This window comes from Acidovorax facilis, assembly GCF_050626955.1.
GTDB lineage: Bacteria > Pseudomonadota > Gammaproteobacteria > Burkholderiales > Burkholderiaceae_C > Acidovorax > Acidovorax facilis.
On sequence record NZ_CP192460.1, the window covers coordinates 542,450 to 567,383 of the forward strand.

Sequence of the window (24,934 nt, forward strand, 5' to 3'; positions counted from 1 at the left end):
CTGGCATGGCCCTGGGCATGAAGGGTGCGCGGCGGTGGCCGTTCACTGCACCCCGGTTGACGAGCCAGAAGTTGCCATGCAGCCCAAACCCGCTGTGACTTCCCGCCTTCTGCACCGCATCGCTGCACTGTGCGTGGCATGGGCCGCGCTGGGTAGTTCGCCACAGGCTGTGGGCCAGCCTGCGGCCACCCCGGCAGCGGCCACTGCGCCCTACAAGCTGCGCATCGTGGGGGGGCTGGCAGGTATCAACCAGTACACCCGGCAGGAAGAGCCCTTCTGGAGCAAGGAACTGCTCCGCTTGAGCGGTGGCCGGTTCGACGCTGAAATCGTGCCCTTTGACCGAGCGGGCGTGCCTGGCGCCGAAATGCTGCGCCTGCTGCAGCTGGGTGTGGTGCCTTTTGGCACCACGCTCATGAGCTCGTTCACGGCCCAGTACCCCGAGTACACCGCACCCGATCTGGCGGGGCTGAACCCCGACATTGCCACGCTCAAGACCACGCTGGCGGCGTTTCGCCCTTACCTGGAGAAGAGTCTGCGTGACCAGCACGGCGTGGAGGCGCTGGCGATGTATGTGTATCCGGCCCAGGTGGTGTTTTGCAAGAAGCCCCTGCGCGGGCTGGCCGATCTGGCCGGGCGCCGCACGCGCGTGTCGTCATCCACCCAGGCGGATTTTGTCGGGGCGCTCGGCGGCATCCCCGTGCTGACTGGCTTCGCGCAGATCGTGCCCAGCCTCACGGCGGGCAATACCGAGTGCGCCATCACCGGCACCATGTCGGGCAACACGCTGGGGCTGCATACCATGACCTCCCATGTGCATGCGCTGCCCGTGACTTGGGGGCTGGCTGTGTTCAGCGCCAACAAGGCCGCCTGGGAGGCGCTGCCGCCCGATCTGCGTGCCCTGCTCCGGCGCGAGCTGCCCCGGCTGGAGGCCGCCATCTGGGAGGAGTCCGAGCGCGAAACCTCCGACGGCATGGCCTGCAACCGTGGCATCCCCGCCTGTGTGGGGGGACGCAAGGGCAGCATGGTGGTAGTGCCGGTGTCTGCGCAGGATGAACGCAGCCGCCAGGAGATCCTTGCCTCCACCGTGCTGCCGCGCTGGGTGCAGCGCTGCGGGCCGCGTTGCGCCCAGGTGTGGAACCAGACGATCGGTCCCGTCCGTGGCCTGGCTGCGGCCCCGGCGAAATGAGGGATACCACGACCCCACTGCGCATCAGGGCCTTTGTATGGGCCGGGGCGGCGGTGTTCATTGCGGCGGTGGTGATGGTGTCTGCCGCGCTGGTATGGAACGCTCGCAAGGTGGCGCTGGACGATTACGAAGCCCAGGCCACCCGTTTTGTGGCGGGTGCCGAAGCGGCGCTCAATCGTTCCCTGCTGGCGGTGGACGTGCTGCTGGCCAGCATGGACGAACTGCTGGGCCTGTCGGGTTCGATGAGCGAATGGGTGGACCCTGACCTTGCAAGCCAGCGCCTGCGCAGCTCCGCTCGGCAGAACCTGATGGTGCGCTATGTGGCGCTGCTGGACGCGAACGGCAAGACCATCGCCTCTTCCGATGCGGCTGGCAGTGCGCTGCCGCTGCAGCTGCCTCCCGGTTTTCTGGCGTCTGTGCTGGAGCAGCCCGTTTCCACCCTGATGATCAGCCCGCCGGTGGTGAGCTTTGCGACTGCCGAGCGCGTGCTGTATTTTGCGCGCCACCTGCGCATGGCCGACAGTTCCCTTGTGGTGGCCATTGCCGAATTGCCGGTGGGGGCGCTCAGCTCGGTGCTGGTCCAGGGTGTGGACATCACAGGCCTGCAAGTGACGCTGGAGCGTGCCGGAGGGCTGCTGCTGCTGAGTGCGCCCAACCGCGAAGAGGCGATCACGCCCGTGCTGTCCCCGCCACTGCAGGAGGTGGCCGCCCTGGGGCAGGCGTGGAAGGCACCCGCCCGCTTGAGTGGCGAGCCGGCGCTGGTGGTCTACCGACCCATCCTGTACCAGGACCTGCGCATCTCGGCGAGCATTCCGCTGCGCGATGCGCTGGCAGGCTGGCGCGACCAGCGCAACGCCATTGCACTGACGGGGTTGTTGTTTGTGGCCATGATCGTGGCAGCGGGCAACCTGGCGCTGCGCTACCTGGACCGCATGTCCCAGGCGCGGCTTGCCATTGCGCAGTCCAAGGCCACCCTCGACCAGGCACTGGAGTCGATGGTGAGTGGTTTTGTACTGCTCGATGGCGAGCAGCGCGTGGTGCAATGGAACAGCCGGTTTGAGGAAATTTTCCCCTGGCTGCGCGCCGTGATGGCGCCCATGGTGCCGTTTCGGCGCGTGATGGAAGAGACCGCCCGGCACCATCTGCCGCGCGCCAGCGAGGAAGAACGCATGCGCTGGGTGGAGCTGCGGCTGCTCAAGCAGAACCAGCACCATGAGCCCCATGAGCAGGTGCTGCCCAATGGCCGCACGATCCAGATCACCGAACGGCCCACACCCGAGGGCGGTCTGGTCATCACTTACCACGACGTGACGGCCCTGCGCCGCGCCAGCGCCGAGATTGAGAGCCTGGCCTTCTACGACCCTCTGACCAATCTGCCCAACCGCCGGCTGCTGATGGACCGCATGCAGCAGGTGATCGCGGCCAGTGTGCGCAGCGGGCAGTACGGGGCCTTGCTGTTCCTGGATCTGGACCACTTCAAGACGCTGAACGACACCATGGGCCATGAAGTGGGCGACATGCTGCTGCGCCAGGTGGCAGAGCGCCTGAAGACCTGCGTGCGCCGCGAGGACACCGTGGCGCGCCTGGGGGGAGACGAGTTCGTGGTCATGCTGCACGAGCTGTCGCTGCACAGCGAAGAGGCGGCTGCCTATGCGCGCCGCGTGGGCGAAAAGATCCTGCGCACGCTCAACATGCCGTACTCGCTGGCCGGGCTCAGCCACCACAGCACGCCCAGCATCGGGGCCACGCTCATGGGCGGGGCGCTGCAGCCCTCGGTCGATCTGCTCAAACAGGCCGACATCGCCATGTACCAGGTCAAGTCGCAGGGCCGCAATGCGCTGTGTTTTTTCGATCCGCAGATGCAGATTGCCATCAGCGTGCGCGCGCAGCTGGAGGGGGATCTGCAGGCCGCGCTGGCCGCGCGGCAGTTCGCGCTGCACTACCAGCCCCAGTTCCATCTGGACGGGCGCATCGTGGGCGCCGAGGCGCTGATCCGCTGGATCCATCCCGAGCGCGGCCTGATTGCGCCGAGCGCCTTCATTGGCGTGGCAGAAGAAAGCGAACTCATCGTGCCCATGGGCCACTGGGTGCTGCGCACCGCGTGCGAGCAGCTGGCGGCATGGGAGAACGATGCCCGCTACCGGCACGTACCGCTGTCGGTCAACGTGAGCGCCCGGCAGTTCCGCCAGCGCGACTTCGTGGCCCGCGTGGTCGAAGTGCTGCGCGAGACCGGCGCGCGGCCCCACCTGCTCAAGCTGGAGCTGACCGAGTCGCTGGTGCTGGACAACGTGGACGACACCATTGCCAAGATGGGCCTGCTCAAGACCAAGGGTGTGCGCTTTTCGGTGGACGACTTCGGCACGGGCTACTCGTCGCTGGCCTACCTCACGCGGCTGCCGCTGGACCAGCTCAAGATCGACCAGTCCTTTGTGCGCAACCTGGGTGTGCGGCACACCGACGACGTGATCGTGCAGACCATCATCGGCATGGCGCGCAACCTGGAGCTGGATGTGATTGCCGAAGGTGTGGAAACCGCACAGCAGAAAGCCCTGCTGGCAGACTATGGCTGCCAGCTCTTTCAGGGCTATTTGCTGGGCATGCCCGGGCCGGTATCGGAGCTCGAAGTCTTGTTGCAGCAGGCCGCAACACAAGCCTCGGCCGAAGGCGCAGCAGGTTGACCCCGCCTGTCGCTATCGCCGCGACGACACCACGATCCCGCCCACGATCAGTGCGAATGCCACACCGTGGAAAAGCTGTGGCGTTTCCCCTAAAAAGGCGGCCGACAGGATGCCTGCAAACAGCGGGGTGAGGTTCACGAAGAAGCCCGCCACCGCAGGCCCGGCGCGCTCCACCCCCACGCCCCAGCAGCGATAGGCCAGCACGGCGGGGCCCACGGCGATGAAAGCCAGCGCTGCGATCAGCGGCCAGCCCCATGCGATGTGGGTGTGGCCCATCGCCCATTCCACGCCCGCGAAGCTGCCCGACCATGCCAGGCCAAACACCATCTGCGCCATCAAAAAAGCGGCCCAGTCGCCCCGGATGCGGGCGGGCTCGCTGGTGCGCGACAGCAGCCAGCTGTAGAACGCCCACGAGATGGTGGCCAGCAGCATGAACACATCGCCTGGCACGAGGCGAAAAGCCAGCAGCTGCGACCACTCGCCCCGGCTGAGCACCAGCAGCACGCCACACATCGACAGCAGCGCGCCCAGCAGTTGCCGCCGCGTGACCGTCGCGCCGAAGAACAGCGCCCCCACGGCCAGCATCCACACCGGCATGCTGGAGCCCACCAGCGTCACGTTGATGGGCGTGGAAGTCTGCAGCGCCATGTACTGCAGCGCGTTGTACAGGCCAATGCCGAGCAGCCCCAGCAGTGCATAGCGGCGCCAGTGGGGCCACAGCGGGCTGTCCTTGCGCAGCACGTTGTACGCGAGCGGCAGCAGGATGAAGAAAGCCAGCACCCAGCGGATGAAATTGAGCGTGATGGGCGGGATCAGGTCGTGCACCAGCCGGCCTGTGACGGCGTTGCCAGCCCACAGCAGCGGCGGTATCACCAGCAGCGCCGCCGTACCGGGCGTGAGTCTTTGAGTCATGGGCTGCACTGTAACGGTGCAGGGCAGGACAAGGCTTTCAGATTCATGGCAGGATGGCCGCCGTTTGTCTCGCCCGTTACAGGCCCTATCCATGCCCGTTGGGACCCGTTCAACACCCGTTATCCAGGAGCGTTTTGCCATGAGCCTTGCCGTCCAGATCCGCCAGCACGGTGGTCCCGAAGAACTTCACATCGTTGACGTCACCGTGGGCGAGCCCGGCCCCGGCGAGATCCGCATCCGCCACCACGCCATCGGCCTGAACTTCATCGACGTGTACCACCGTACGGGGCTGTACCCCCTGAACATGCCCGCCACCATCGGCATGGAAGGCGCGGGCGTGGTCGAAGCCGTGGGCGAGGGCGTTGCGCACCTGAAGGTGGGCGACCGCGCTGCCTACGCCAGCCAGCCCCCCGGCGCTTATTGCGAAGTGCGGGTGATGCCCGCCAAGTGTGTATGCAAGCTGCCCGATGCCATCAGCTTTGAGACGGGCGCGGCCATGATGCTCAAGGGCCTGACGGCGCAGTACCTGCTCAAGAAGACGCTGCCCGTGGAAGGCCTGCAGCCCGGTGACCATGTTCTGTTCCATGCCGCTGCGGGTGGGGTAGGCCTGATCGCCAGCCAGTGGGCCAAGGCGCTGGGCCTGCAGCTCATCGGCACGGCAGGCACCGATGCCAAGTGCCAGCTGGCCCTGGCCAACGGCGCGGCGCATGCCATCAACTATCAAAAAGAAGATTTCGCAGCCCGGGTCAAAGAGATCACCGGCGGCAAGGGCGTGAAGGTGGTGTACGACTCGGTGGGCAAGGACACCTGGGACAAGTCACTCGAATGCCTGCGTCCCTTTGGCCTCATGGCCAGCTTTGGCAACGCCTCGGGCCCCGTGGCACCGTTTGCGCCGGGTTCATTGGGCGCCAAGGGCTCGCTCTACGTCACGCGCCAGACGCTGTTCACCCACATCGCCGCGCGCGAAAGCACGCAGGCCATGGCTGACGACCTGTTTGCCGTGGTGGCCAGTGGACAGGTGAAGATCCACATCGACCAGCGCTACCCGCTGGCCGACGTGCAGCAGGCGCACCGCGACCTGGAAGCACGCAAGACCACGGGCTGCACCATCCTCACGCTGTGACAGCCTCCTACCCCGGCGCATCGTTCGACCAGTGGCTGGTGGGCGCGCGGCAACTGGCGCACCAGCCCGCCCGCCAGCCACGCCAACCCCTGCGGGTGGCGGGGCAGGTGGTAGGGTCGGTGGCGGAAGGATTTCTAAGCAAAATAAGCCTCCAGCGCTTATTGGATAAGCGCTACCAGCTATCAATGGGTGAGCATGGCGGCGCCCCTGCATGGAGTCTGCATCTGCCGCCCCAAGCGGCCTCTGGTGCCAACGTCAACGCCACCACCGACGGCCTGAACACCTTGGCCGAAGCGCTGCGCGACGCCAACCTGTGTGGCCCGTGGCGCAACGAACAACTGGCGGTGACCAACCCCAGCGGCGAAGTCGTGGGCACCGTGGAGCGGGGTGCCGTGCGTGTGCTGGGCATCACCACCTGCGCCGTGCACCTGGTGGGGCTGGCGTCCGATGGGCGCATGTGGGTGCAAAAGCGTTCGCTGAACAAACCCAACGACCCAGGCCTGTGGGACACGCTGATGGGCGGCATGATCTCGGCCGCCGACTCGTTGCCCCAAGCCCTGGTGCGCGAGACCTGGGAAGAAGCCGGGCTGCATGTGCACACCCTTGCCGGCGTGGCGCACGGTGGCCATGTGCTGTTCAGCCGCCCCAGCAGCGAGGGGGGCGGCGCGGGGTACATGGTCGAGCGCATCGACTGGTTCCGCGCCGTGGTGCCCGAGGGCATGGCGCCCGACAACCAGGACGGCGAGGTGGACGAGTTTGCACTGCTGCCCTTGGAAGAGGTGCGCGCGCAGGTTGCCCAGGGCCGGTTCACGCTGGAAGCCGGGCTGGTGATTGCGGGTTTCCTGGGGCTGTGAGCGGCGCTTTGGCCCCTGGCAGGCAGCCCAGACCCAACAGCGTGGCCTGCACCGCCGCGTCCAGCGGCGTGTGGGGCTCTTCGCCCAGCACGGCGCGCAGCGGGTCGTTGGCCAGGCGCACCGGTTGCCTCCACAGGTAGCGCATCTCCCGCAGTTCGCGCAGCGTGGCCACAAACGGCGAGGCGAGTGTGACCAGCCACCACGGAAAGGCCCGCACGTGCGGGGCCGCACCACCATGTGCCACCACGGTGCGGCCAATCGCGGCGGCCATCTGCGTGCCGTCGGCGTCCCAGTGCCCGGCCATGTGAAAGCGTGCAAACGCGGGCAGTGTGGCGCGGCGCTCCAGCAACTGCACCATGGTGCGCGCCACGTCGGGCAGGTATGACCATTGGTGGCCCACGCCGGGTGCGCCGGGCAGGTTCACCGCCTTCACGGGTTGGCCGGGCTTGACGAGGCCTTGCGAGAACCAGCTGTTGCCCACCTGGGGGCCAAAGTAGTCCCCCGCCCGCACGATGAGCACGCGGCAGGTGCCCGCACTCAGCGGGTGGGGCTGGGTCGCCTGCTGCAGGCGCCGCTCCAGCTCCACGCGCACAGTGCCCTTGCGGGTGTGGGGGCGCTGCGGTGAGTCCTCGCGCAGCACCGGGAAGGCGTCGGGCCCGTAGTTGTAGATCGTGCCGGGCAGCACCACGGTGGCACCCACTGCGGTGGCCGCCGCAATGGTGTTGTCGATCATGGGCAGCACCAGCTCGCTCCAGCGCCGGTAGCCGGGCGGGTTGACCGCGTGCACGATCACGTCGCAGCCTGCGGCAGCGGCCACCACGTCCTCGCACCGCATCGCGTCGCCGCGAATCCAGGCCATGCCGTCGCGTTGCTCCCCGGCCTGCGCCACGCCCCGGTGCAGTGCGCGCACCTGCCATCCCCGGTCGCGCAGCTGCCGCGCCACTTCGCCACCGATGCCCCCGGTCGCGCCGAGAACCAGAACCGTATTGCCTGCGGTTGCCATGTTTTGCTCCAAAAAAAAGTGGTGATGGATGCAGTGTGGTCGTGGGTGTTGTGAAATGGAATTACCGAAAATCGGCGCATGGCTATACATTTATGTATGGCACAACCTGCACACAAAGACATTGGCTGGGAGCTGTACCGCTCGTACTTGGGCGTGGTGCAAGAGGGATCGCTCTCGGGCGCAGCCCGCGCGCTGGGGGTGACACAACCCACGGTGGGGCGCCACATTGCGGCGCTGGAGCAGGCGCTGGGACTGGTGCTGTTCACCCGCTCGCAGCAGGGCCTGCTGCCGACCGAGGCGGCGCTGGCGCTGCGCCCCTACGCGCAAGCCATGGGCCACACCGCCGCTGCCCTGGTGCGCGCAGCCGACAGCCATGGCGGCGGCGTGCGGGGCACGGTGCGGGTGACGGCCAGCGAGGTGATCGGCGTGGAGGTGCTGCCGCCCATCCTGGCGCAACTGCAAGCCGAGCACCCGGCGCTGACGGTGGAACTGGTGCTCAGCAACCGCGTGCAGGACCTGCTGCAGCACGAGGCCGACATCGCCATCCGCATGACCGAACCCCGCCAGGACGCGTTGATCGCCCGCCGCGTCGGCAGCATTCCCTTGGGACTGCACGCCCACCCCAGCTACTTGCAGGCGCACGGCGTGCCCGAGACGCTGGCCGACCTCCCCCACCACCGCCTGATTGGTTTTGATGCAGAAACGCCCTTTTTGCGCGCCGCACAAAAGGCGGTGCCCGCGTGGCGGCGCGATCAGTTTGCAGTGCGCAGCGACAGCGATGTGGCGCAACTGGCTTTCATGCGCGCCGGGGGCGGCATTGGCGTTTGCCAGGTGGCACTGGCGCGCCGTAGCACCCCGGCGCTGGTGCATGTGTTGCCACAGCAGTTTGTGTACGGGCTGGAAACCTGGGTGGTGATGCACGAAGACCTGCGCGCCAGCCCGCGCTGCAAGGTCACGCTGGATGCGTTGTGGACGGGGCTGCAGCGCTACGTGGCGGACGTGGAGTGACGGCGAGACAACGCCGCACAGCGGCAGTGGTGAGGTTTTGCTATAAAAATAATAGCTTTTAGCGCTTATGGATAAAGCGCTAGAGACCAGAAAAGGCTTGAATTTCTGCTGAAGGCGCTTCTCAAGCCTGGTCCGCCATCGCCCTTAGCCGGCTGGGCGCCAGTGCTCCGGCCGATTCCAGAATCGGGTAGGCCACCGAGCACAGCAGCGAGTTGATGCGCTTGAGTTCGCTGATCAGGTCGATGTGCAGCGAACTGGTCTCGATGCTTTGCACCGTGTTGTCCGACAGGCGCGCCAGGTGGGTGGCGGAATACGCGTGTTCCAGGTCGCGAAAGCGGGCTTTTTCTTCGAGCAGCTTTTGCGCATCGCGCACGCTGCCGTTGAGGAACACGCTCATCGCCAGGCGCAGGTTGTCGATCAGGCGGGCGTGCAGTTCGTTGATTTCTTCCATGCCCGCTTCGGAGAACTGGCGACCCTTCTTGATCTTCTTGTCCTCGATGTCGATCAGCACGCGCTCGATGATGTCGCCGATCTGCTCCATGTTGATCGTGAAGCTGATGATGTCGGCCCAGCGGCGGCCCTCGCGTTCATCCAGGGCCTCGCGCGAGATCTTGGTCATGTAGTACTTGATGGCCGAGTACAGGCCGTCCACCTCGTCGTCCAGTTTGCGCAGGTCCTGCGCCAGCTGCAGGTCGTCGGTGCGGATCACCTTGTGCAGGCCCAGCAGCATGGATTCGACCACGTCGGCCTGGTGCAGGGCCTCGCGCGCGGCGCACGAGATGGCCAGCGAGGGCGTGGCCAGGGCGGAGGGGTCCAGATGCTGGGGGCGGGTGCCCGCAGCCTGCGCCTTTTCCTTCGGCAGCAGGCGTTGCACCACGCGCGCCACTGTGCCCGTCAGGCCGATGCAGATGATGCCCACCACCACGTTGAATGCCAGGTGGAACAGCACCACCAGTGCTGCGATTTCGGGCACGTAGGGGCGCACATGCTGCAGCCACAGCCCGGTGAGCGGGGTCATGATGATGACGCCAATGATCTTGAAGAACAGGTTGCCCAGTGGCACCTGGCGCGTTTGCACGTTGGCCTTCATCGTGGTCAGCACCGCCAGTACGCCGCTGCCGAGGTTGGCACCCAGCACCAGGCCCAGCGCCACGTCGGGCGGGATGCCGCCGGAGCCTGCCAGCGCGGCGGTGAGCAGCACGGTGGCGAGGCTCGAATACGCCACGATGGCCAGGATGGCGCCGGTGAAGATCTCCAGCAGCAGGTCACTGGTCAGCGCCCCGAGCAGCGTACGCACCGTGGGTGACTGGGTGAGCACCGTGGTCGATTCGGTGATGAGGCGCAGCGCCAGCAGCATCAGCCCCAGGCCGATCAGCACCCTGCCCACACGGCCCACGGCCGTGTCCTTGCGCGAGATGAACAGCACCACACCTGCGAAGATGAACAGGGGCGACAGCCAGGACAAATCCATCGAGAACACCACCGCCATCACGCTGGTGCCCACGTCGGCGCCCAGCATCACAGCCAGCGCGGCGGGCAGGCCCACCAGGCCCTGGCCCACGAAGGAGGACACGATGAGCGCCGTTGCCGTGCTCGACTGCACCACGGCGGTCACCCCGATGCCCGACAGCACGGCCGTGAACCGGTTGCTGACGCTGTGCGCGATCAACTGGCGCAAATTGGCGCCAAAGACACGCAGGATGCCGGTGCGCACCAAGTGGGTGCCCCAGATCAGCAGCGACACCGCTGCCAACAGATTCAAGAGATGCTTCATGAAAAACCGTTGTTTCTTCTTCTTGTGTCCACCCAAACGAGCATGCGCCATGCACTGCGCAGACGCAAGCGTTAAAGCTGGCGCCCGTGCAGGGAAGCGGTTTCATTCATTTCTGTGCCCGTAGGCGGCGGCAGGCGGGGAGGCATGAGCCTGGCTGCTCGGCTTCCGGGATGAAGAGCGCGCAGAAAATACTGCGGCACCCGGACCATTTGTCACAAAACTGACATATAAGCATACTCCTGATTGAGGAGTTGTGCAGCGATGACCCTGTCGCGGCTGGGTGCTCGGCGGTGGAGGTCTTGTCGCCAGGGCCCGTTTTTTCAGTCGATCAGCTGCCCGCCGTCATGAAACGGGTAGGGCCCCGCGTATTGGCCGCTGGCCACGGTGTGGCTGACCAGCCGCCCCCCCGCAGGCAGGGCGTGCAGCGCAAAGCCGGGCGGCTCCAGCATCCAGGCCGAGGCGGCGTTGGGCGCCAGGTCCAGCCGCACCTGGTGCGCGGGCGATGGCACGGTGGCCGCGATGGTGCCGCCAAACCGCACCTGGATGGCCCGGTGCAGGTGCCCGCAGATCACACGCTCCACCTGCGGGTGGCGGGCCACGATGGCTTCTAGCGCATCGGCGCCTTCGCGCAGGCCGATGTCGTCCATGTGGCCAATCAGCGTGCGAAACGGTGGGTGGTGCATGGCGATCACCACCGGGCGGCTGGTGTGGCGTGCCAGCTCTTCCTCCAGCCATTGCAGGCGCTCTGTGCACAGGCTGCCCTCGCTGGCGCCGGGCACCACGGTATCGAGCGCGATGAGCTGCATGCCGCCCACCGGCACGCTGTACTGGATGAAGCCCTCGGACCCCAGGTAGTGGTGCTGCGGAAAGCTCGCGCGCATCTGCTCGCGGCTGTCGTGGTTGCCGGGCAGCAGGTACACCGGCATGTTCAGCGGCGTGAGCAGGGCGCGCAGGTGCTCGTATTCGGCGGCGCGGCCAAAGTCTGTCAGGTCGCCAGTGATGACGGCGGCATGGGGCGCCTGCGGCAGCCGGTTCACGCTGGCCACGGCCTCGGCCAGATAGGGCGCGGTATTGATGCGGCCATAGGCCAGGCGGCCGGGCTCGCGGATGTGGGGGTCAGACAGTTGGAGCAGCAGCGTGGTGGTCATGGCTAAAAGGCGTGCAGGCGGGGTAGGGCTGGCTGGGTCAGTCGCTGGTTTCGTGGCAGGGCATGAGGCGCTCGGGGGCGATGCGCACGCCCACGGTGTCGCCCGTGCGGGCGGGGTGGTCGCGCGGCACATCGGCCATCAGCGGGGGCTGGTCGGCCAGGGTCAGAACCAGTTGCACGCGGTCGCCCAGAAAGCTGCGGCGCGTGACTTCGGCCTGACCCCAGTCAGTTTGAAGGGCCGACACCTCGATGTCTTCAGGCCGCACGAGCAAGGCCGTGTGGGCCTGCACGGCGGCAGGGCAGGGCAGAGGCAGCCCCCCCAGCATCAACACGGCCTGGGCGCTTGCGGCGGCGTCCCGCTGGAGCCGGTTCACGCGGCCCAGAAACTGCGCCACAAAGGGGAGGGTGGGCGCGCGGTACAGCGTCTCGCCATCGCCCACCTGCACGATCTGGCCCGCGTGCATCACCGCCAGGCGGTCGGCAATGGCCAGGGCTTCCTGCTGGTCGTGGGTGACATGGATGGCTGTGATGTGCAGGCGCCGCAGCAGGTCGGCCAACTCGTCGCGCAGGGACTCCTTCAGTTTGGCATCCAGCGCGGTCAAGGGCTCGTCCAGCAGCAGCACGCGGGGGCGCACCGCCACGGCGCGGGCCAGGGCCACACGCTGGCGCTGGCCGCCGGAGAGCTCGGCGGGGCGCTTGTGTTCCAACCCTTGCAGGCGCACCAAGTCCACCAGCTCGCCCACGGTGCGGCGGCGCTCGGCCTCGGGCACGTTGCGGATCTTGAGGCCGTAGCCGATGTTGGCGGCCACCGTCATTTGCGGGAACAAGGCGTAGTGCTGGAACACCATGCCGATGCCACGCTGCTCGATGGGCAGGCGCGTCACATCGGTGCCACCAAAGGCAATGCGGCTGCCTTCATCGGGCGCCTCCAGCCCGGCAATCAGGCGCAGCAGTGTGGTCTTGCCGCAGCCCGATGGCCCCAGCAAGGCGACGACCTCGCCGGGCTCCACAGTGAGGTCGGTCGGCCGCAGGCCCCGCGTGCCATCAGGGTAGGTTTTGGCGCATTGGTTTATCTCCACGCGCGTGCGTTCAAGTTCCATGGTGTTTTTCGATCAGGGTGCCGACGGCCTGCAGGCCCCACAGCACGGGCAGGATGACGATAAGAAAGACCAGCGTGTAAGCGGAGCCGATCTCGATGCGCATGGACGCATAGCTGTCGGCCAGACCTACTGGCAGGGTGCGGGTCAGCGGGGTGTGCAGCATCCATGTGAGGTTGAATTCGCCCACCGACAGCGTGAACACCATCAGGCTGCCCGCCACGATGGCGGGCAACACGGCGGGCACCAGCACACCCAAAAAGCGCTGCCCGAAGCTGGCACCCAGCGAGCGTGCCGCTTCTTCAAGCGAGAGCAGTTCCTTGCGCTGGAATGCAGCGCCCACGGTGCGCACCATGAACGGCAGGGTGAACACCATGTGCCCCACCAGGATGAACGCAAAGCTGGTGCGAAAGCCTTGCAGCGTGCCGTAGGTCAGGATCAAGGCCAGCGCACTGGCCAGGCCGGGCACGGCCACTGGCAAGGTCAGCAGTTCTTCAAACAGGCGTGCGGCGCGCGAGCGGCTGCGCGCCAGCGCATAGGCACAGGGCACCCCGATCAGCAGGTTGCCCAGCACACACAGCAGCGCAAGGCCCAGCGACCAGCCCACGGTGCCGCCGTACAGGTCCCACACCTCGTGCAGCCATCGTGTGGTGAGCCCGCTGGAAATGCCAGTGCTGTAGTTGTTGACGAGCCCCGCCATCACCGACAGCGCGATGGGGGCGAGCATGAACGCCGCCACTAGCGCCGTGAGCGCCAGCAGGGGGAAGGAGGCTTGTTGGGTCGTGCGCATGGTGGTGGTTACGCCCCGGCAGCCGGTGCCGGGCCCGCAACACGGCGGGACAGCCACAGCACCACCCAGGTGATGAGCCCCAGGGTGATCGACAGGCTGGCGGCCAGTGCAAAGTTGGCGTAGTTGGTGAACTCGTTGTAGATGGTGATGGGCAGCACCTCGAACTTGCTGGACAGCGTGAACGCGGTGCCAAACGCGCCCATGGCCGTGGCGAACACAATGGCCCCGCACGACAGCGTGGTGGGCGCGAGTTCGGGCACCCACACGTCGCGCACCACCCGCCAGCGCGGCGCGCCCAGCGAGCGGGCGGCTTCTTCCAGCGCCGCATCCATGGCCCCGGCCGCCGCTGTGTAGGTCGCAACGGCCCGTGGCAGCGAGAAGTACAGATAGGCCAGGAACAGCCCGGCCAGGCCGTAGGCAAACGTGACGCGGCCCAGGCCCAGCGCGTCCGTCAGGTCGGCCACCAAGCCTTGGCGGCCACCGAGCAAGATCATGAAAAAACCAATGATCACGCCTGGAAACGACAGCGGCAACGTCAGCAGCGACAGCAGCAACTGCCGCCCTGTAAAACGGTGCCGCGCCAGCGTGATGCCCACGGCCGCGCCCAGCACCAGGGTGGCCAGCGTCACCGCCAGGGACAGCCCCAGTGTCTGCAGCAGGCTTTGCAGGTAGCGCGGGTGGGTGAGCACCACAAAGTAGGTCTCCCAGCCCTTGCTGGCGGGCAGCGCAATCAGCTGCACGATGGGCAGCAGCCAGAACGCTGCAAAGAATGCCACGGCAGGTGCGGTACACGCCAGCAGCAGCGCGCGGGATGGAGCAAAGCTGTTGTGGCGCATGTGCATCTCTCCAGCTCGCCCCGGCTTACTGGGCTTCTTTCAGGTAGCGGTCCGAGAAGGCCTTTTGCACTGCGGCCATCTTGCTGTAGTCCACCGTTTTGGCGCGTGCGTATTCGCTGGCAGGCAGGAAGCGGGCCTGCACCTCCTTGGACATGGCGCTGGCGCGCACGGGGCGCAGGTAGGCATTGGCCCACAGCGCCTGGCCTTCGTCCGACAACACAAAGTCCAGCACCTTCTTGCCGTTGTCGGCGTGCGGCGCGTTGGCCACCAGGCTCATCACGTAGGGCACCACCACCGTGCCTTCAGTGGGGATCACAAACTGCACATTGGCCTTGTCCTTGTACTTGGCGCGGTAGGCGTTGAAGTCGTAGTCCAGCAGGATCGCGATCTCGCCCGACAGTACACGGGCGTAAGACGTTTGCTTGGGAACGATGGGCTCGTTCTTCTGCAGCGCCTTGAAGTAGTCGATGCCAGGGCCGAAGTTGTCCAGCGTGCCGCCGCGCGCCTGGTTCACTGCCACAGCGCCCACATAGCCCACGAAGGCCGATGCCGGGTCCAGGTAGCCGATGAGGCCCTTGTAGTCGGGCTTGAGCAGGTCGGCCCAGGACTGCGGCACGGGCTTGCCCTTGAGTGCATCCACATTGACCATGAAGCCCAGGGTGCCCGAGTGGATGGTGAACCAGTGGCCTGCAGGGTCCTTCAGGCCATCGGGAATCTCGGCCCATGCAGCGGGCTTGTAGGCGGCCACCACGCCGTCCTTTTGCGCCTGGATGGCGAAGGTCACGCCCAGGTAGGTTACATCCGCCACGGGGCTGGCTTTTTCTGCCACCAGCTGGGCCAGCGACTGGCCGGAGTTCTTGTTGTCTGGTGGCACGGTGATGCCGGTCTTGGCCTTGATGGCCTTGATCTGGCTGCCCCAGTCGGCCCATTCGGGCGGGCAGTTGTAGCAGATGGCGTTTTGCGCCATGGCCGTGGCACCGGCGGCCAGGCCCCAGGCCAGCAGCGTGGCGCGGGTGAAGTTTTTGAGGGTTGTTTTCATGGGTCAGCTCCTTGGGTTCAGGTGAGGGGAGGAACAAGGGAAGAGGCGGGCGGTGCGCAGGACTCGCCAGCGCGGAACTGGTGCGCCAGCGTCAGACCCATGTCGGGGCCCAGCGGGTTGCCACTGGCCACGGCCTGGGCCAGCAGCTCCACGCTGTGGCGGCCGATGTCGGCATTGGGTTGCACCACGGTGCTCAGTTGCGGAGTGAGGTCTTGCCCCAGCGCAATGCCGTCGAAGCCCACTACGCTCAGGTCGCGCGGCACCGCCAGGCCCGCCAGGTGCGCGGCGCGGATGCTGCGGATGGCCAGCAGGTCGTTGGAACACACCAGGGCCGTGGGGCGGTCTTGGCTGTTCAGGGCTTCGCCCAACACCTCTGGCGCAGCGGCCACGAAGGGCACCTGCAACACAGGCTGGGCCCGCAGGCCTGCCTGCTCCATGCCGCGCGCGTAGCCCCGGCAGCGTTGTTGCGCGCGGTCAGAGGCGCTGAGCAGCCCGCTGACCATGGCGATGCGGCGGTGCCCCAGCGTGGCCAGATGGGTCACCACGTCGGCCACAGCCAGCTCGCTGTTCACCGACACGCAGGGGTGATCGGGGTGGTGGTTGTAGGCGAGCACATAGGGCAGACCCACCTCGGCCAGCCGCTGCAGTGCGGTGGAGGTGGCGGGGTTCGAAACCACCAGGATCATCCCGTCCACGTTGCCCGCCAGCAGCAGGTTCACCGCGCGGTCTTCCTGGTCCAGGCGGTAGTCGGTGGTGAACGGCGAGATGGCGTAGCCACCCGCTACGGCGGCCTGGGCAATGCCTTCCAGGCATTCGGCAAACACGGGGTTGGTGAGCGTGGGCAACACCACGCCCAGCACGCGGCTGCGCTGGGTGCGCAAGGTGCGCGCGCTGGCGTTGGGCAGATAGCCCAGGGTGCGGGCGATGTTCTCCACATGCTCGCGCGTGGCCGGGGCCACTTTGTCAGGCAGGTTGAAAACACGCGACACGGTGGCAACCGACACACCGGCCTCGCGGGCGACTTCCAGAATGCTCATGGCAGTTTGGTGCAATACATTTGATGTAAACGTTTACATTGCAACCGCTGACCGTGACATGCGCATGACACTGCATGCGGCAAGAGCAACTGGCGCTACAAAGCAAACAGCCCGCACGAGGCGGGCTGTTGCAAGGCTTGCACGGGGGATGCCGGTGGCGTCAGCGCTCGCGCCGCACGCGAAGCAGCTCATCCAGAATGAGACACGCTGCCCCCAGCGTGATGGCCGAGTCCGCCACGTTGAACGCCGGAAAGTGCCAGCCGCTCACATGGAAGTCCAGAAAGTCCACGACATAGCCGTGCATCAGCCGGTCCACCACATTGCCCACCGCGCCGCCCAGAATGCTCGACAGCGCAAAGCCAAAGAGCTTTTGCCCCGGGTGGGCACGCAGCTGCCACACGATGAAGATCGTGGCTGCCACGCCGATGCCGGTGAACAGCCACCGTTGCCAGCCCCCCGCGTCCGACAGGAACGAAAACGCAGCACCCGTGTTGTGCGCCCGCACGATGTTGAAGAAGCTGGTGATGAACGTGGAATCGCCCAACTGGTAGTGGTTGAGGATCAGGGTCTTTGTGATCTGGTCGACCACCACAAGCACCACAGCCCAGGCCAGCCAGGGCCACATGCTCGCGCCGGAACGCCCGGCCTGCAATGTGCGGTCCATCAGGCGTGCTCCCGGCTCTCGCCGTCGCCGTAGAGGTTGCTGGTGCAGCGGCCGCAGATCGTCGGGTGGGCGGCGTCCTGCCCTACATCGCTGCGGTAGTGCCAGCAGCGCTCGCATTTGGCATCAGAACTGGGCTTGACGCTTATCTGTAATGCGCTACCAGCTACCAATTCAATAGCAGATGTGATGAACACGAACTTGAGGTCATCGCCCAGGCTGGCCAGCAGCGCATGGTCTTCGGGCGCCGCCGTGAGGGTAACGGTGGCCTGCAGGGACGAGCCCACCTTGCCATCGGCGCGCAGTGCTTCGATCTCCTTGTTCACCGCATCGCGGATCTCGCGGATGCGCGACCACTTGGCCAGCAGGCCTTCGTCGGCACCGGCACCCACGCCCGCCACGTTGCCGTAGGTCTCCAGGAAGATGGAGTCGGAGCTGCCGAACACCTTCCACGCCTCTTCGGCCGTGAACGACAGGAACGGCGCCATCCAGCGCAGCATGGCGTGCGTGATGTTGTAGAGCGCGGTCTGCGCGCTGCGGCGGGCCAGGCTCTTGGGCGCCGTGGTGTACAAGCGGTCCTTGAGCACGTCGAGGTAAAAGCCGCCCAGGTCTTCCGAGCAGTACAGCTGCAGCTTGGCCACCACGGGGTGGAATTCGTAGACCTTGTAGTGCGCCAGCACCTCGGCCTGGAACTCGGATGCGCGGGTGAGGGCGTAACGGTCGATCTCCAGCATCTGGTCGAACGGCACGGCGTCCTTGGCCGGATCGAAATCGCTCACGTTGGCCAGCAGGAAGCGCAGTGTGTTGCGGATGCGGCGGTAGGCGTCCACCACGCGGGCCAGGATCTTCTCGTCGCCCGCGATGTCGCCGGAGTAGTCGCTGGCGGCCACCCACAGGCGGATGATTTCGGCGCCGAGCTTCTTGTTGATTTCCTGCGGGTCGATGCCGTTGCCCAGCGACTTGCTCATCTTGCGGCCCTGGCTGTCCACGGTGAAGCCGTGGGTCAGCAGGCCGCAATACGGCGCGCGGCCTTCGAGGGCCGAGGCCAGCAGCAGCGAGCTGTGGAACCAGCCGCGGTGCTGGTCGTGGCCTTCCAGGTACAGGTCGGCCTCGGGGCCGGTGTCGTGGTGCACCTCGGGGTGCGTGCCGCGCAGCACATGGCTGAAGGTGGAGCCGGAGTCAAACCACACTTCCAGGATGTCGGTGCTCTTGGTGTAGTGCGGCGCGTCTTCGGCGCCCAGGATTTCCTCGGTCGTCACGCGGCTCCAGGCCTCGATGCCGCCCTTTTCAACGATGTCAGCCGCCTGGTCCATGATTTCCATGGTGCGCGGGTGCAGCTCGCCCGAATCCTTGTGCAGAAAGAACGGGATGGGCACGCCCCAGCTGCGCTGGCGCGAGATGCACCAGTCGGGCCGCCCGGCGATCATGTCGTGCAGGCGGGCCTTCCCGTTCTCGGGGTAGAAGCTCGTGTGTTCGATCGCATCCAGCGCGATCTGGCGCAGCGTCTTGGCGGGCTTCATGCCGGGCTGGGTGAACACGCCTTCGCCCTCGTCCATGCGCACGAACCACTGCGCGGCGGCGCGGTAGATCACCGGCGTCTTGTGGCGCCAGCAGTGGGGGTAGCTGTGCGTGATGTCCTTGGTGGTCATCAGGCGGCCCGCGTTGCGCAGGGCTTCGATGATGACGGGCACCGCCTTCCAGATGTGCAGGCCGCCAAACAGAGGGAAGTCGGCCGCGTAGGTGCCGTTGCCTTGCACGGGGTTCAGGATGTCGTCCAGTGCCATGCCATGCGCGCGGCAGGAGTTGAAGTCTTCCAGGCCGTAGGCAGGGGAGGAGTGCACGATACCCGTGCCGTCGTCGGCCGTGGCGTAGTCGGCCAGGTACACGGGCGAAAGGCGCTTGTAACCCTGGGTTCCGTCCTCGCTCTTCACGTCGTACAGCGGGTGTTCAAATTCCAGGCCGCCCAGGTTCTTGCCCAGGGTGGTGGCCAGCACGCTGCCGGCGAGGCCGTAGCGCTCCAGGCACGAGGCCACCAGCGGCTCGGCCACGAGCAGGATGCGCTCGCCCGTGTCCACCAGCGCGTAGCTGATCTCGGGGTTCAGGTTCAGCGCCTGGTTGGCGGGAATGGTCCAGGCGGTGGTGGTCCAGATGACCACAAACGCATCCTTGGCCAATGCTGGCAGGCCAAAGGCGGCTGCCAGCTTGGCGGGGTCGTGCGACTTGAATGCCACGTCCAGCGTGGTGCTCTTCTTGTCCTGGTATTCGATCTCGAACTCGGCCAGCGAAGAGCCGCAGTCAAAACACCAGTACACGGGCTTGAGGCCTCGGTACACGAAGCCACGCTCCATCACGCGCTTGAAGGCGCGGATTTCGCCCGCCTCGTTGGCGGGGTTCATGGTCTTGTAGGGGTTGTCCCATTCGCCCAGCACGCCCAGGCGCTTGAAGTCCACCATCTGCTGCGCGATCTGCTCGGTGGCAAACGCGCGGCTCTTGGCCTGCATGTCGTCGCGGCTCAGGTTGCGGCCGTGTTTCTTCTCGATGGCGTTCTCGATCGGCAGGCCGTGGCAGTCCCAGCCAGGCACGTACAGCGCGTCAAAGCCTTCGAGCTGGCGCGCTTTGGTGATCATGTCCTTCAGGATCTTGTTGACCGCGTGGCCCATGTGGATCTGGCCGTTGGCGTAGGGCGGGCCGTCGTGCAGGATGAACTTGGGCGCACCCCGACGGGCATCCCGCAGGCGCTTGTAGATGCCTTGGTCTTCCCAGTCCTTGACCCAGCCCGGCTCGCGCTTGGGCAGGTCGCCACGCATGGGGAAGGAGGTGTCGGGCAGGTTGAGGGTGCTGCGGTAATCCGTGGAAGGAGTGCTGGCGTTGTCGTCGGACATGAGGGAGCCTTAAAAACGGGGCATTCCGGGGCAAGGCCCGGAGCAAGAACGGGGTTGGAGCGCGAAGGATGGCGGGCCCGTCAGGCGGGCGCTGCGAGAAGCAGCTCCCTCAAATTCGGTCGCGGGTGGTCTGGCGCCGGGTTTCGGTGTGGTTGGGTGCCTGGGCCGAGGCAAAGTAGGCACGCGCGTCGGCGCAGTCTTTGGCGATGCCCTTCGTCAAGGCATCCAGACCGTCGTATTTCAGCTCGTCGTGCAGTTTGTGTAGCAGTTCCACGCGCACGATTTTACCGTACGCCCCCTCGGGCCCCAGATAGGCGGGCCAATGCAGGCAATGGGTTTCCAGCAGCACGCGCCCGCCGTTGACGTCGTTCGGGTCCAGCGAGGGGCGCACGCCCAGGTTGGCCACCCCTGGCAATGGCTCGGTGGCAAGGCCATGCACCAGCACGGCAAAGATGCCGCTGGCGGCAGGCTTCCAGTGGGCAAAGCGCAGGTTCAGGGTGCGAAAGCCGTCGCCTGCACCGGCGGCGGTAGCACCCAGTTCGCGCCCAAGCTTGCGGCCATGCACCACATGGCCGCTGATGGTGTAGGGCCGTCCCAGCAGGCGTGCCGCGGCTTCCATGTCGCCTGCGGCCAGCGCCTGGCGCACGGCGGAACTGGACACGCGCAGCCCATGCACTTCGTAGCTGTTCATGCGCGCTACGTCGAAGCCCTTGGCTTGCCCGGCCGCGTCCAGCATGGCGTAGTCGCCCGCTCGCTGGCGGCCAAAGCGGAAATCGTCGCCCACAAGCACGTACCGGGCCCCCAGACCACGCACCAGCACCTCGTCGATGAAAGCGTCGGGCGACTGGGCGGCCAGCCGCGCGTCAAACGGCAGCACCACGGTCTGCTGCACACCGCAGCGGGCCAGTTCGGTGAGCTTGTCGCGCAGGGTGCCGATGCGTGCGGGTGCCAGCTCGGGCTTTTGGTGGGCGCCCGCGAAGTAGTCGCGGGGGTGGGGCTCGAACGTCAGCACGCAGCTTTCCACGCCCCTGTGTGCAGCCTCGCTGTTCAGCAAGGCCAGCATGGCCTGGTGGCCCCGGTGCACACCATCGAAATTGCCGATGGTCAGCGCACAGGCATTGGCAGTGCCAGGGTGGTGGAATCCGCGAAAGATCTTCATCGGTTTGTTATCTTTTTGATAGCAGCATGCGCAAGTCCATCAAGCGCAGGACGCCAATTTGTCATGAAAACGGAGTATATTGTGACCCACGGCTGGCCCCGCGCAGGGCTGCCCGCGAGACATCTGCGTTCCGATCCTTGTGTACTTTGTGTTCCAGGAGGCGTGTTTTGAAGGTCTTGAAGCTGTCAGCCCAAGGGCTGCCCCAATCGTGGATTTCGCTGGAGCAGGCGGTGATTCATTACGCCGCCGGGGAAGTGCGCTGGGAGTCTGGTGCACAGATTGCCCGGTTCCGGGGCGGGCACAACGCCATCTCGGGTGAGCAATCGGTGATCGCCATCAACAGCATCATCGGCACCAAGGGCGTGCCCAGCATCAATCCGTTCGAGCTCAAGCCCAGCCTGACCAACAGCAAGCTCTTTGCCCGCGACCGCAATGTGTGCGCCTACTGCGGCGGGCATTTTCATGAGGAAGACCTGACGCGCGAGCACATCGTGCCGTTTGCCCGCAACGGCCAGGACCACTGGATGAACGTGGTCACGGCGTGCCGCCCCTGCAACCACCGCAAGGGCCCCCGCACTCCAGAGCAGGCACACATGCCGCTGCTGTATGCGCCCTATGTGCCGAGTCTGTGGGAGGACTTCATCCTGCGTAACCGGCGCATCCTGGCCGATCAGATGGAGTTCCTGATGGCCCACGTCCCCAAGTCCTCGCGTCTTTTGGCGTAGAGCGGCCAATAGGACCCCGCTGGCGTCGTTGCTTCGTCTTGCCGTGAGGGCCTGCCAACCCTCTTTTCGGGGATCGCGTTGCCCGACCTGGGGGTGGGATGCAAGGCGCCTGTGCGCAGCAAGGTAGGCACCTTGCAAGCGCGGGCAACGCCGCAGACGGCCCCCAGGCCGGGCAACCCGAAGGGAAGGCCCCTGCGGGCGCGCCACTCGTCGTTCCGCTCCTTACGTGTGCAAGAGCGCACGCTGCGTCGCGCGCCTAGATTGGCACGCCCGCAAGGGCCTTCGCGACCCCGAAAAGAGGGTTGACAGGCCCTTCGTACTGTCTGCGACGGAGCTCCTAGCCATCGGGGCCGTCTTGACCGCTCTTGGGGGCGTGCTACACGGTGCAAAGACACGGTGCAGCGCCTATTCCTTTAGTAAGTCAGTTCCAGGAACACCAGATGGCCGCTGGCAGCCGGCCAGGTCTGTCCCACCAGGCGTTCGCCATTGAACTCACCCGCAATGCTGCGCACGCCGCCCGCAGGCTTGACCTTGGCAGATGCAACACCTGCCCCAGCGGGCACACCAGCAGGTGCTGCGCCATCCAGCAGCATCTTGTCGCGTGCCGGGTCCAGGTAGCCGCGCGGGCGGGTCAGTGTCACCACGCTCTCGGCGCTTTTGTCGGCATCGGCCATGCGTTCTGCGCGCAGGTGGATGAGGTTGCTGCTGCGTGGAAAGCCGCTGCGGTAGATGTGGGTGGTGGCATAGCCGGGTGCGCTGATCACGAACTCGACGGGCGAGCCGCTGGGCACCGTCAGTGGTCCCCATTGGCCATCCGCACCCACGGTCTTGCGCAGCAAGGCATTGCCCGCGCGGGCGCCCGTGGCGGGGTCGGTGGCATACACCTCCAGTTGCGCGCCCGCCAGGGGCAGGTTGTTGCCGAAGTTGCCGGTTTTGGGGTCGGCCGGGTCCACGCCCAGGCCGGTGACCTTGCCGTTGAGCACCACCTGCTTTTCAGCCGCAATGGTGGTGACCTGCGGTGCCTTGCCGGTGATGAAGCGGTAGGTGGCTTCAAACGCAGCGGGGGAGTACGACGTCTCGCGGTGGTCGATGCGCGGAATCACCACGTTGGTGGCGCCCTTGAGTTCGGGGCCTGCGGCGGTCACGTAGGTGGGCTTGCCTTTCTGGCCTATCCACAGACCGTCGGGCTGGGCGAACTTGTCGTTGTTGTCCGAGCGGATCGTCATCCATTTCACGGGGCCGCTCACCTCGTCGCCCGCCGCGTTCTTGGGAGCATTCAGCGCTTTGAGGAAAGGGCCCGTGCCCGAGAACTCGTTGCCTTCTCGGAACCCCGGTATCGCCCACACGCCGTGGTTGGGCGTGCCGCCGAGGATCGCGTGGCTCACCGTCTTGTCGCCGCCGCCGTTGTAGATGTAGTTGCGGATGGCGTTGCCGCCGCGCGAGTTGCCCACCAATACCACTTGGCTTGCACCCGTGGCCTTGAGCACCTTGTCCACTTCGGCCTTGAGGTAGGCCATGTGCTCTGCGGCCGAGGTGCGGCCCGCCTGGGGTTTGGCGTCCTCATCACGCGACAGGGGGTAGGGCACGTCAATGGCGTGCAGGCGTTCGCGCGGCCAGCCGTTCGATTCAAACCGCCACACGGTGGTTTGCCACAGTGCGGCGGTGTCGCCGTTGCCGTGCACAAAGACGATGGGCGGCGCTTCGGCCAGGCTGGGACCCTTGGTGGCGCAACCGGCCAGGGCCAGGGTAGCTGCTGCAGCGGTTGCCAGCAGAAGAGATCGGCGTTGCAGCCAGAATTTGTTGTTCATGAAGGTGTCTCCGACAAGAAAAAATGCCCGTGGATCGGTGAATCCACGAGCATGGCATGCGAGCGTTACATGGCTGCGTCAGTTCGCATCAGGCAAACACGCCTGCGGTGTCTTGCATGCGGGCGGACACTTCGCCCAGATGGTGCAGCGTGTCGCCAAAGGCCACTTCCAGCTGGGTGAGCTTCTTGAAATAGTGGCTCACGATGTACTCGTCCGTCACACCGATGCCACCATGCAGCTGCACGGCCTGCTGGCCCACAAAACGCATCGATTGACCCAGTTGCACCTTGGCGCGCGCCATGGCGGCGCGGCGCTCGGCGGCAGGGGCGCCCAGCTTGAGGCTGGCGTAGTAGCTCATCGAGCGGGCCAGTTCCAGCTGCATCTTCATGTCGGCCACGCGGTGGCGCAGCGCCTGGAAGCTGGCAATGAACACGCCAAACTGCTTGCGCTGGTTCATGTATTCGACGGTGATGGCCACGGTCTTGTCCATCACGCCCACGGCTTCGGCGCAGGTGGCGGCGATGCCGGTGTCCACGGCCAGTTCCAGCGCGGCGAGGCCGTCGGTGGTGATGAGCGTGGCGGGGGCGTTGGTGAACTTCACCTCGGCGGCGCGGCTGCCGTCTTGTGTGACGTAGCCTTGGGTGGTCACGCCAGTGGCGGTGCGCTCGACCAGGAAGAGGGCGGTCTTGCCGTCCAGTTGGGCAGGCACGATGAACGCGTCGGCCTTGTCGCCGGCAGCTACTACGCTTTTGATAGCTGTCAGCGAATATCCATCTTGCGCTGGGGCCGCTTTGGCCTCGCAAACATCCAGGCGGTAGCGCGCCTTGCGCTCCTGCTGGGCCAGCACCACCAAGGCTTCACCACTCGCCACGCGGGGCAGCCAGGCCGATTGCACGTTGGCCGGTGCGTAGTGCGACAGCACGCTGCTGGCCATGAAGGCCTGGGCGATGGGCTCCAGAACGATGCCACGGCCCAGTTCCTCGGCCACCACCATGGCATCGATGGCGCCCTGGCCCATGCCGTCGTGCGCTTCGGGCACGGTGAGGGCCGTCAGGCCCAGCTCGGCCAGTTCGCCCCAGGCGGCGCGGTCGAAGCCGCCGGCAGCCACGGCGGCGCGGCGGCGCTCGAACGTGTAGCCCTTGTCCACCCACTTGCGCACGGCGTCGCGCAGTTGTTCCTGGTCGTCAGAAAAATCGAAATCCATGTTCTTGTCTC

20 protein-coding genes are annotated in these 24,934 nt (G+C 66.2%); 6 read left to right on the forward strand and 14 right to left on the reverse strand.

Features of this window, described 5'->3' with window-relative positions; translation table 11 throughout:
* Positions 1-76 precede the first annotated feature (76 nt).
* Positions 77-1,186, forward strand: coding sequence for a TRAP transporter substrate-binding protein (locus tag ACQ4MJ_RS02465; protein ID WP_431150280.1), 1,110 nt, complete (start codon positions 77-79; stop codon positions 1,184-1,186).
* Positions 1,183-3,864, forward strand: a complete 2,682-nt coding sequence (locus ACQ4MJ_RS02470; protein WP_207401971.1) for a bifunctional diguanylate cyclase/phosphodiesterase — start codon at positions 1,183-1,185, stop codon at positions 3,862-3,864. The genes ACQ4MJ_RS02465 and ACQ4MJ_RS02470 overlap by 4 nt, the downstream gene beginning before the upstream one ends.
* Before the next feature lie 12 nt (positions 3,865-3,876).
* On the opposite strand, the gene ACQ4MJ_RS02475 is transcribed toward ACQ4MJ_RS02470, so the two are convergent.
* Positions 3,877-4,776 carry a DMT family transporter gene (locus tag ACQ4MJ_RS02475; RefSeq protein ID WP_121505642.1) on the reverse strand — a complete coding sequence of 300 codons (900 nt, stop codon included), beginning with the start codon at positions 4,774-4,776 and terminating at the stop codon, positions 3,877-3,879.
* 139 nt (positions 4,777-4,915) lie between these two features.
* Between ACQ4MJ_RS02475 and ACQ4MJ_RS02480 the strand changes: the two genes are divergently transcribed.
* Both ACQ4MJ_RS02480 and ACQ4MJ_RS02485 read left to right on the forward strand, forming a co-directional pair.
* A complete protein-coding gene (locus ACQ4MJ_RS02480; protein ID WP_431150277.1) occupies positions 4,916-5,899 on the forward strand; it encodes a quinone oxidoreductase family protein in 984 nt (327 codons plus the stop codon).
* Positions 5,896-6,753: an NUDIX hydrolase gene (locus ACQ4MJ_RS02485; RefSeq protein ID WP_431150274.1), complete on the forward strand. Its 858-nt coding sequence runs from the start codon at positions 5,896-5,898 to the stop codon at positions 6,751-6,753. The genes ACQ4MJ_RS02480 and ACQ4MJ_RS02485 overlap by 4 nt, the downstream gene beginning before the upstream one ends.
* Here ACQ4MJ_RS02485 and ACQ4MJ_RS02490 read toward each other — a convergent pair.
* Positions 6,707-7,756, reverse strand: a complete 1,050-nt coding sequence (locus tag ACQ4MJ_RS02490) for an NAD(P)H-binding protein (RefSeq protein WP_431150272.1) — start codon at positions 7,754-7,756, stop codon at positions 6,707-6,709. The two genes, ACQ4MJ_RS02485 and ACQ4MJ_RS02490, sit on opposite strands and share 47 nt — an antisense overlap.
* Positions 7,757-7,852: 96 nt before the next feature.
* Here ACQ4MJ_RS02490 and ACQ4MJ_RS02495 point away from each other — a divergent pair, with 96 nt between their 5' ends.
* Positions 7,853-8,764 (forward strand): LysR family transcriptional regulator, encoded by a 912-nt coding sequence (locus ACQ4MJ_RS02495; RefSeq protein ID WP_431150270.1) that lies wholly within the window; start codon positions 7,853-7,855, stop codon positions 8,762-8,764.
* A 121-nt stretch (positions 8,765-8,885) separates the two neighbouring features.
* Here the strand turns inward: ACQ4MJ_RS02495 and ACQ4MJ_RS02500 are convergent, their stop codons facing one another.
* From ACQ4MJ_RS02500 to ACQ4MJ_RS02545, 10 genes are all read right to left on the reverse strand, one after another.
* Positions 8,886-10,538 carry a Na/Pi cotransporter family protein gene (locus ACQ4MJ_RS02500; protein WP_121422825.1) on the reverse strand — a complete coding sequence of 551 codons (1,653 nt, stop codon included), beginning with the start codon at positions 10,536-10,538 and terminating at the stop codon, positions 8,886-8,888.
* Positions 10,539-10,858: 320 nt separating this feature from the next.
* Positions 10,859-11,686 carry a phosphodiesterase gene (locus ACQ4MJ_RS02505; RefSeq protein WP_218300459.1) on the reverse strand — a complete coding sequence of 276 codons (828 nt, stop codon included), beginning with the start codon at positions 11,684-11,686 and terminating at the stop codon, positions 10,859-10,861.
* A 37-nt stretch (positions 11,687-11,723) separates the two neighbouring features.
* Positions 11,724-12,785, reverse strand: a complete 1,062-nt coding sequence (locus tag ACQ4MJ_RS02510) for an ABC transporter ATP-binding protein (RefSeq protein WP_431150267.1) — start codon at positions 12,783-12,785, stop codon at positions 11,724-11,726.
* A complete protein-coding gene (locus tag ACQ4MJ_RS02515) occupies positions 12,775-13,572 on the reverse strand; it encodes an ABC transporter permease (RefSeq protein WP_431150265.1) in 798 nt (265 codons plus the stop codon). Before ACQ4MJ_RS02515 ends, ACQ4MJ_RS02510 begins: the two co-directional genes overlap by 11 nt.
* A gap of 8 nt (positions 13,573-13,580) precedes the next feature.
* Positions 13,581-14,414, reverse strand: coding sequence for an ABC transporter permease (locus tag ACQ4MJ_RS02520; protein ID WP_431150263.1), 834 nt, complete (start codon positions 14,412-14,414; stop codon positions 13,581-13,583).
* A 19-nt stretch (positions 14,415-14,433) separates the two neighbouring features.
* The gene (locus tag ACQ4MJ_RS02525) at positions 14,434-15,447 is read right to left on the reverse strand and encodes an ABC transporter substrate-binding protein (RefSeq protein ID WP_306554223.1); all 1,014 of its coding nucleotides are present in this window, start codon (positions 15,445-15,447) and stop codon (positions 14,434-14,436) included.
* A gap of 17 nt (positions 15,448-15,464) precedes the next feature.
* Positions 15,465-16,484: a LacI family DNA-binding transcriptional regulator gene (locus ACQ4MJ_RS02530; protein WP_431150260.1), complete on the reverse strand. Its 1,020-nt coding sequence runs from the start codon at positions 16,482-16,484 to the stop codon at positions 15,465-15,467.
* Between the two features lie 160 nt (positions 16,485-16,644).
* Positions 16,645-17,148, reverse strand: a complete 504-nt coding sequence (lspA, locus tag ACQ4MJ_RS02535) for a signal peptidase II (RefSeq protein ID WP_121420870.1) — start codon at positions 17,146-17,148, stop codon at positions 16,645-16,647.
* Positions 17,148-20,027 (reverse strand): isoleucine--tRNA ligase, encoded by a 2,880-nt coding sequence (gene ileS / locus ACQ4MJ_RS02540; protein WP_431150258.1) that lies wholly within the window; start codon positions 20,025-20,027, stop codon positions 17,148-17,150. Before ileS ends, lspA begins: the two co-directional genes overlap by 1 nt.
* A gap of 109 nt (positions 20,028-20,136) precedes the next feature.
* A complete protein-coding gene (locus ACQ4MJ_RS02545; RefSeq protein ID WP_431150256.1) occupies positions 20,137-21,186 on the reverse strand; it encodes a bifunctional riboflavin kinase/FAD synthetase in 1,050 nt (349 codons plus the stop codon).
* Between the two features lie 167 nt (positions 21,187-21,353).
* Between ACQ4MJ_RS02545 and ACQ4MJ_RS02550 the strand changes: the two genes are divergently transcribed.
* Positions 21,354-21,911: an HNH endonuclease gene (locus ACQ4MJ_RS02550; RefSeq protein WP_055401504.1), complete on the forward strand. Its 558-nt coding sequence runs from the start codon at positions 21,354-21,356 to the stop codon at positions 21,909-21,911.
* A gap of 413 nt (positions 21,912-22,324) precedes the next feature.
* On the opposite strand, the gene ACQ4MJ_RS02555 is transcribed toward ACQ4MJ_RS02550, so the two are convergent.
* Positions 22,325-23,719 carry an alpha/beta fold hydrolase gene (locus ACQ4MJ_RS02555; RefSeq protein ID WP_431150253.1) on the reverse strand — a complete coding sequence of 465 codons (1,395 nt, stop codon included), beginning with the start codon at positions 23,717-23,719 and terminating at the stop codon, positions 22,325-22,327.
* A gap of 88 nt (positions 23,720-23,807) precedes the next feature.
* Positions 23,808-24,923, reverse strand: a complete 1,116-nt coding sequence (locus ACQ4MJ_RS02560; protein ID WP_431150251.1) for an acyl-CoA dehydrogenase family protein — start codon at positions 24,921-24,923, stop codon at positions 23,808-23,810.
* Positions 24,924-24,934: the final 11 nt, after the last annotated feature.

What these genes read in the sequence shown, in the direction of transcription:
- ACQ4MJ_RS02465 (WP_431150280.1), top strand. Translation starts at nt 77, where the DNA reads ATGCAGCCCAAACCCGCTGTGACTTCCCGCCTTCTGCACCGCATCGCT.
- ACQ4MJ_RS02470 (WP_207401971.1), top strand. Translation starts at nt 1,183, where the DNA reads ATGAGGGATACCACGACCCCACTGCGCATCAGGGCCTTTGTATGGGCC.
- ACQ4MJ_RS02475 (WP_121505642.1), bottom strand. Translation starts at nt 4,776, where the DNA reads ATGACTCAAAGACTCACGCCCGGTACGGCGGCGCTGCTGGTGATACCG.
- ACQ4MJ_RS02480 (WP_431150277.1), top strand. Translation starts at nt 4,916, where the DNA reads ATGAGCCTTGCCGTCCAGATCCGCCAGCACGGTGGTCCCGAAGAACTT.
- ACQ4MJ_RS02490 (WP_431150272.1), bottom strand. Translation starts at nt 7,756, where the DNA reads ATGGCAACCGCAGGCAATACGGTTCTGGTTCTCGGCGCGACCGGGGGC.
- ACQ4MJ_RS02495 (WP_431150270.1), top strand. Translation starts at nt 7,853, where the DNA reads ATGGCACAACCTGCACACAAAGACATTGGCTGGGAGCTGTACCGCTCG.
- ACQ4MJ_RS02500 (WP_121422825.1), bottom strand. Translation starts at nt 10,538, where the DNA reads ATGAAGCATCTCTTGAATCTGTTGGCAGCGGTGTCGCTGCTGATCTGG.
- ACQ4MJ_RS02505 (WP_218300459.1), bottom strand. Translation starts at nt 11,686, where the DNA reads ATGACCACCACGCTGCTGCTCCAACTGTCTGACCCCCACATCCGCGAG.
- ACQ4MJ_RS02510 (WP_431150267.1), bottom strand. Translation starts at nt 12,785, where the DNA reads ATGGAACTTGAACGCACGCGCGTGGAGATAAACCAATGCGCCAAAACC.
- ACQ4MJ_RS02515 (WP_431150265.1), bottom strand. Translation starts at nt 13,572, where the DNA reads ATGCGCACGACCCAACAAGCCTCCTTCCCCCTGCTGGCGCTCACGGCG.
- ACQ4MJ_RS02520 (WP_431150263.1), bottom strand. Translation starts at nt 14,414, where the DNA reads ATGCACATGCGCCACAACAGCTTTGCTCCATCCCGCGCGCTGCTGCTG.
- ACQ4MJ_RS02525 (WP_306554223.1), bottom strand. Translation starts at nt 15,447, where the DNA reads ATGAAAACAACCCTCAAAAACTTCACCCGCGCCACGCTGCTGGCCTGG.
- ACQ4MJ_RS02530 (WP_431150260.1), bottom strand. Translation starts at nt 16,484, where the DNA reads ATGAGCATTCTGGAAGTCGCCCGCGAGGCCGGTGTGTCGGTTGCCACC.
- lspA (WP_121420870.1), bottom strand. Translation starts at nt 17,148, where the DNA reads ATGGACCGCACATTGCAGGCCGGGCGTTCCGGCGCGAGCATGTGGCCC.
- ileS (WP_431150258.1), bottom strand. Translation starts at nt 20,027, where the DNA reads ATGTCCGACGACAACGCCAGCACTCCTTCCACGGATTACCGCAGCACC.
- ACQ4MJ_RS02545 (WP_431150256.1), bottom strand. Translation starts at nt 21,186, where the DNA reads ATGAAGATCTTTCGCGGATTCCACCACCCTGGCACTGCCAATGCCTGT.
- ACQ4MJ_RS02555 (WP_431150253.1), bottom strand. Translation starts at nt 23,719, where the DNA reads ATGAACAACAAATTCTGGCTGCAACGCCGATCTCTTCTGCTGGCAACC.
- ACQ4MJ_RS02560 (WP_431150251.1), bottom strand. Translation starts at nt 24,923, where the DNA reads ATGGATTTCGATTTTTCTGACGACCAGGAACAACTGCGCGACGCCGTG.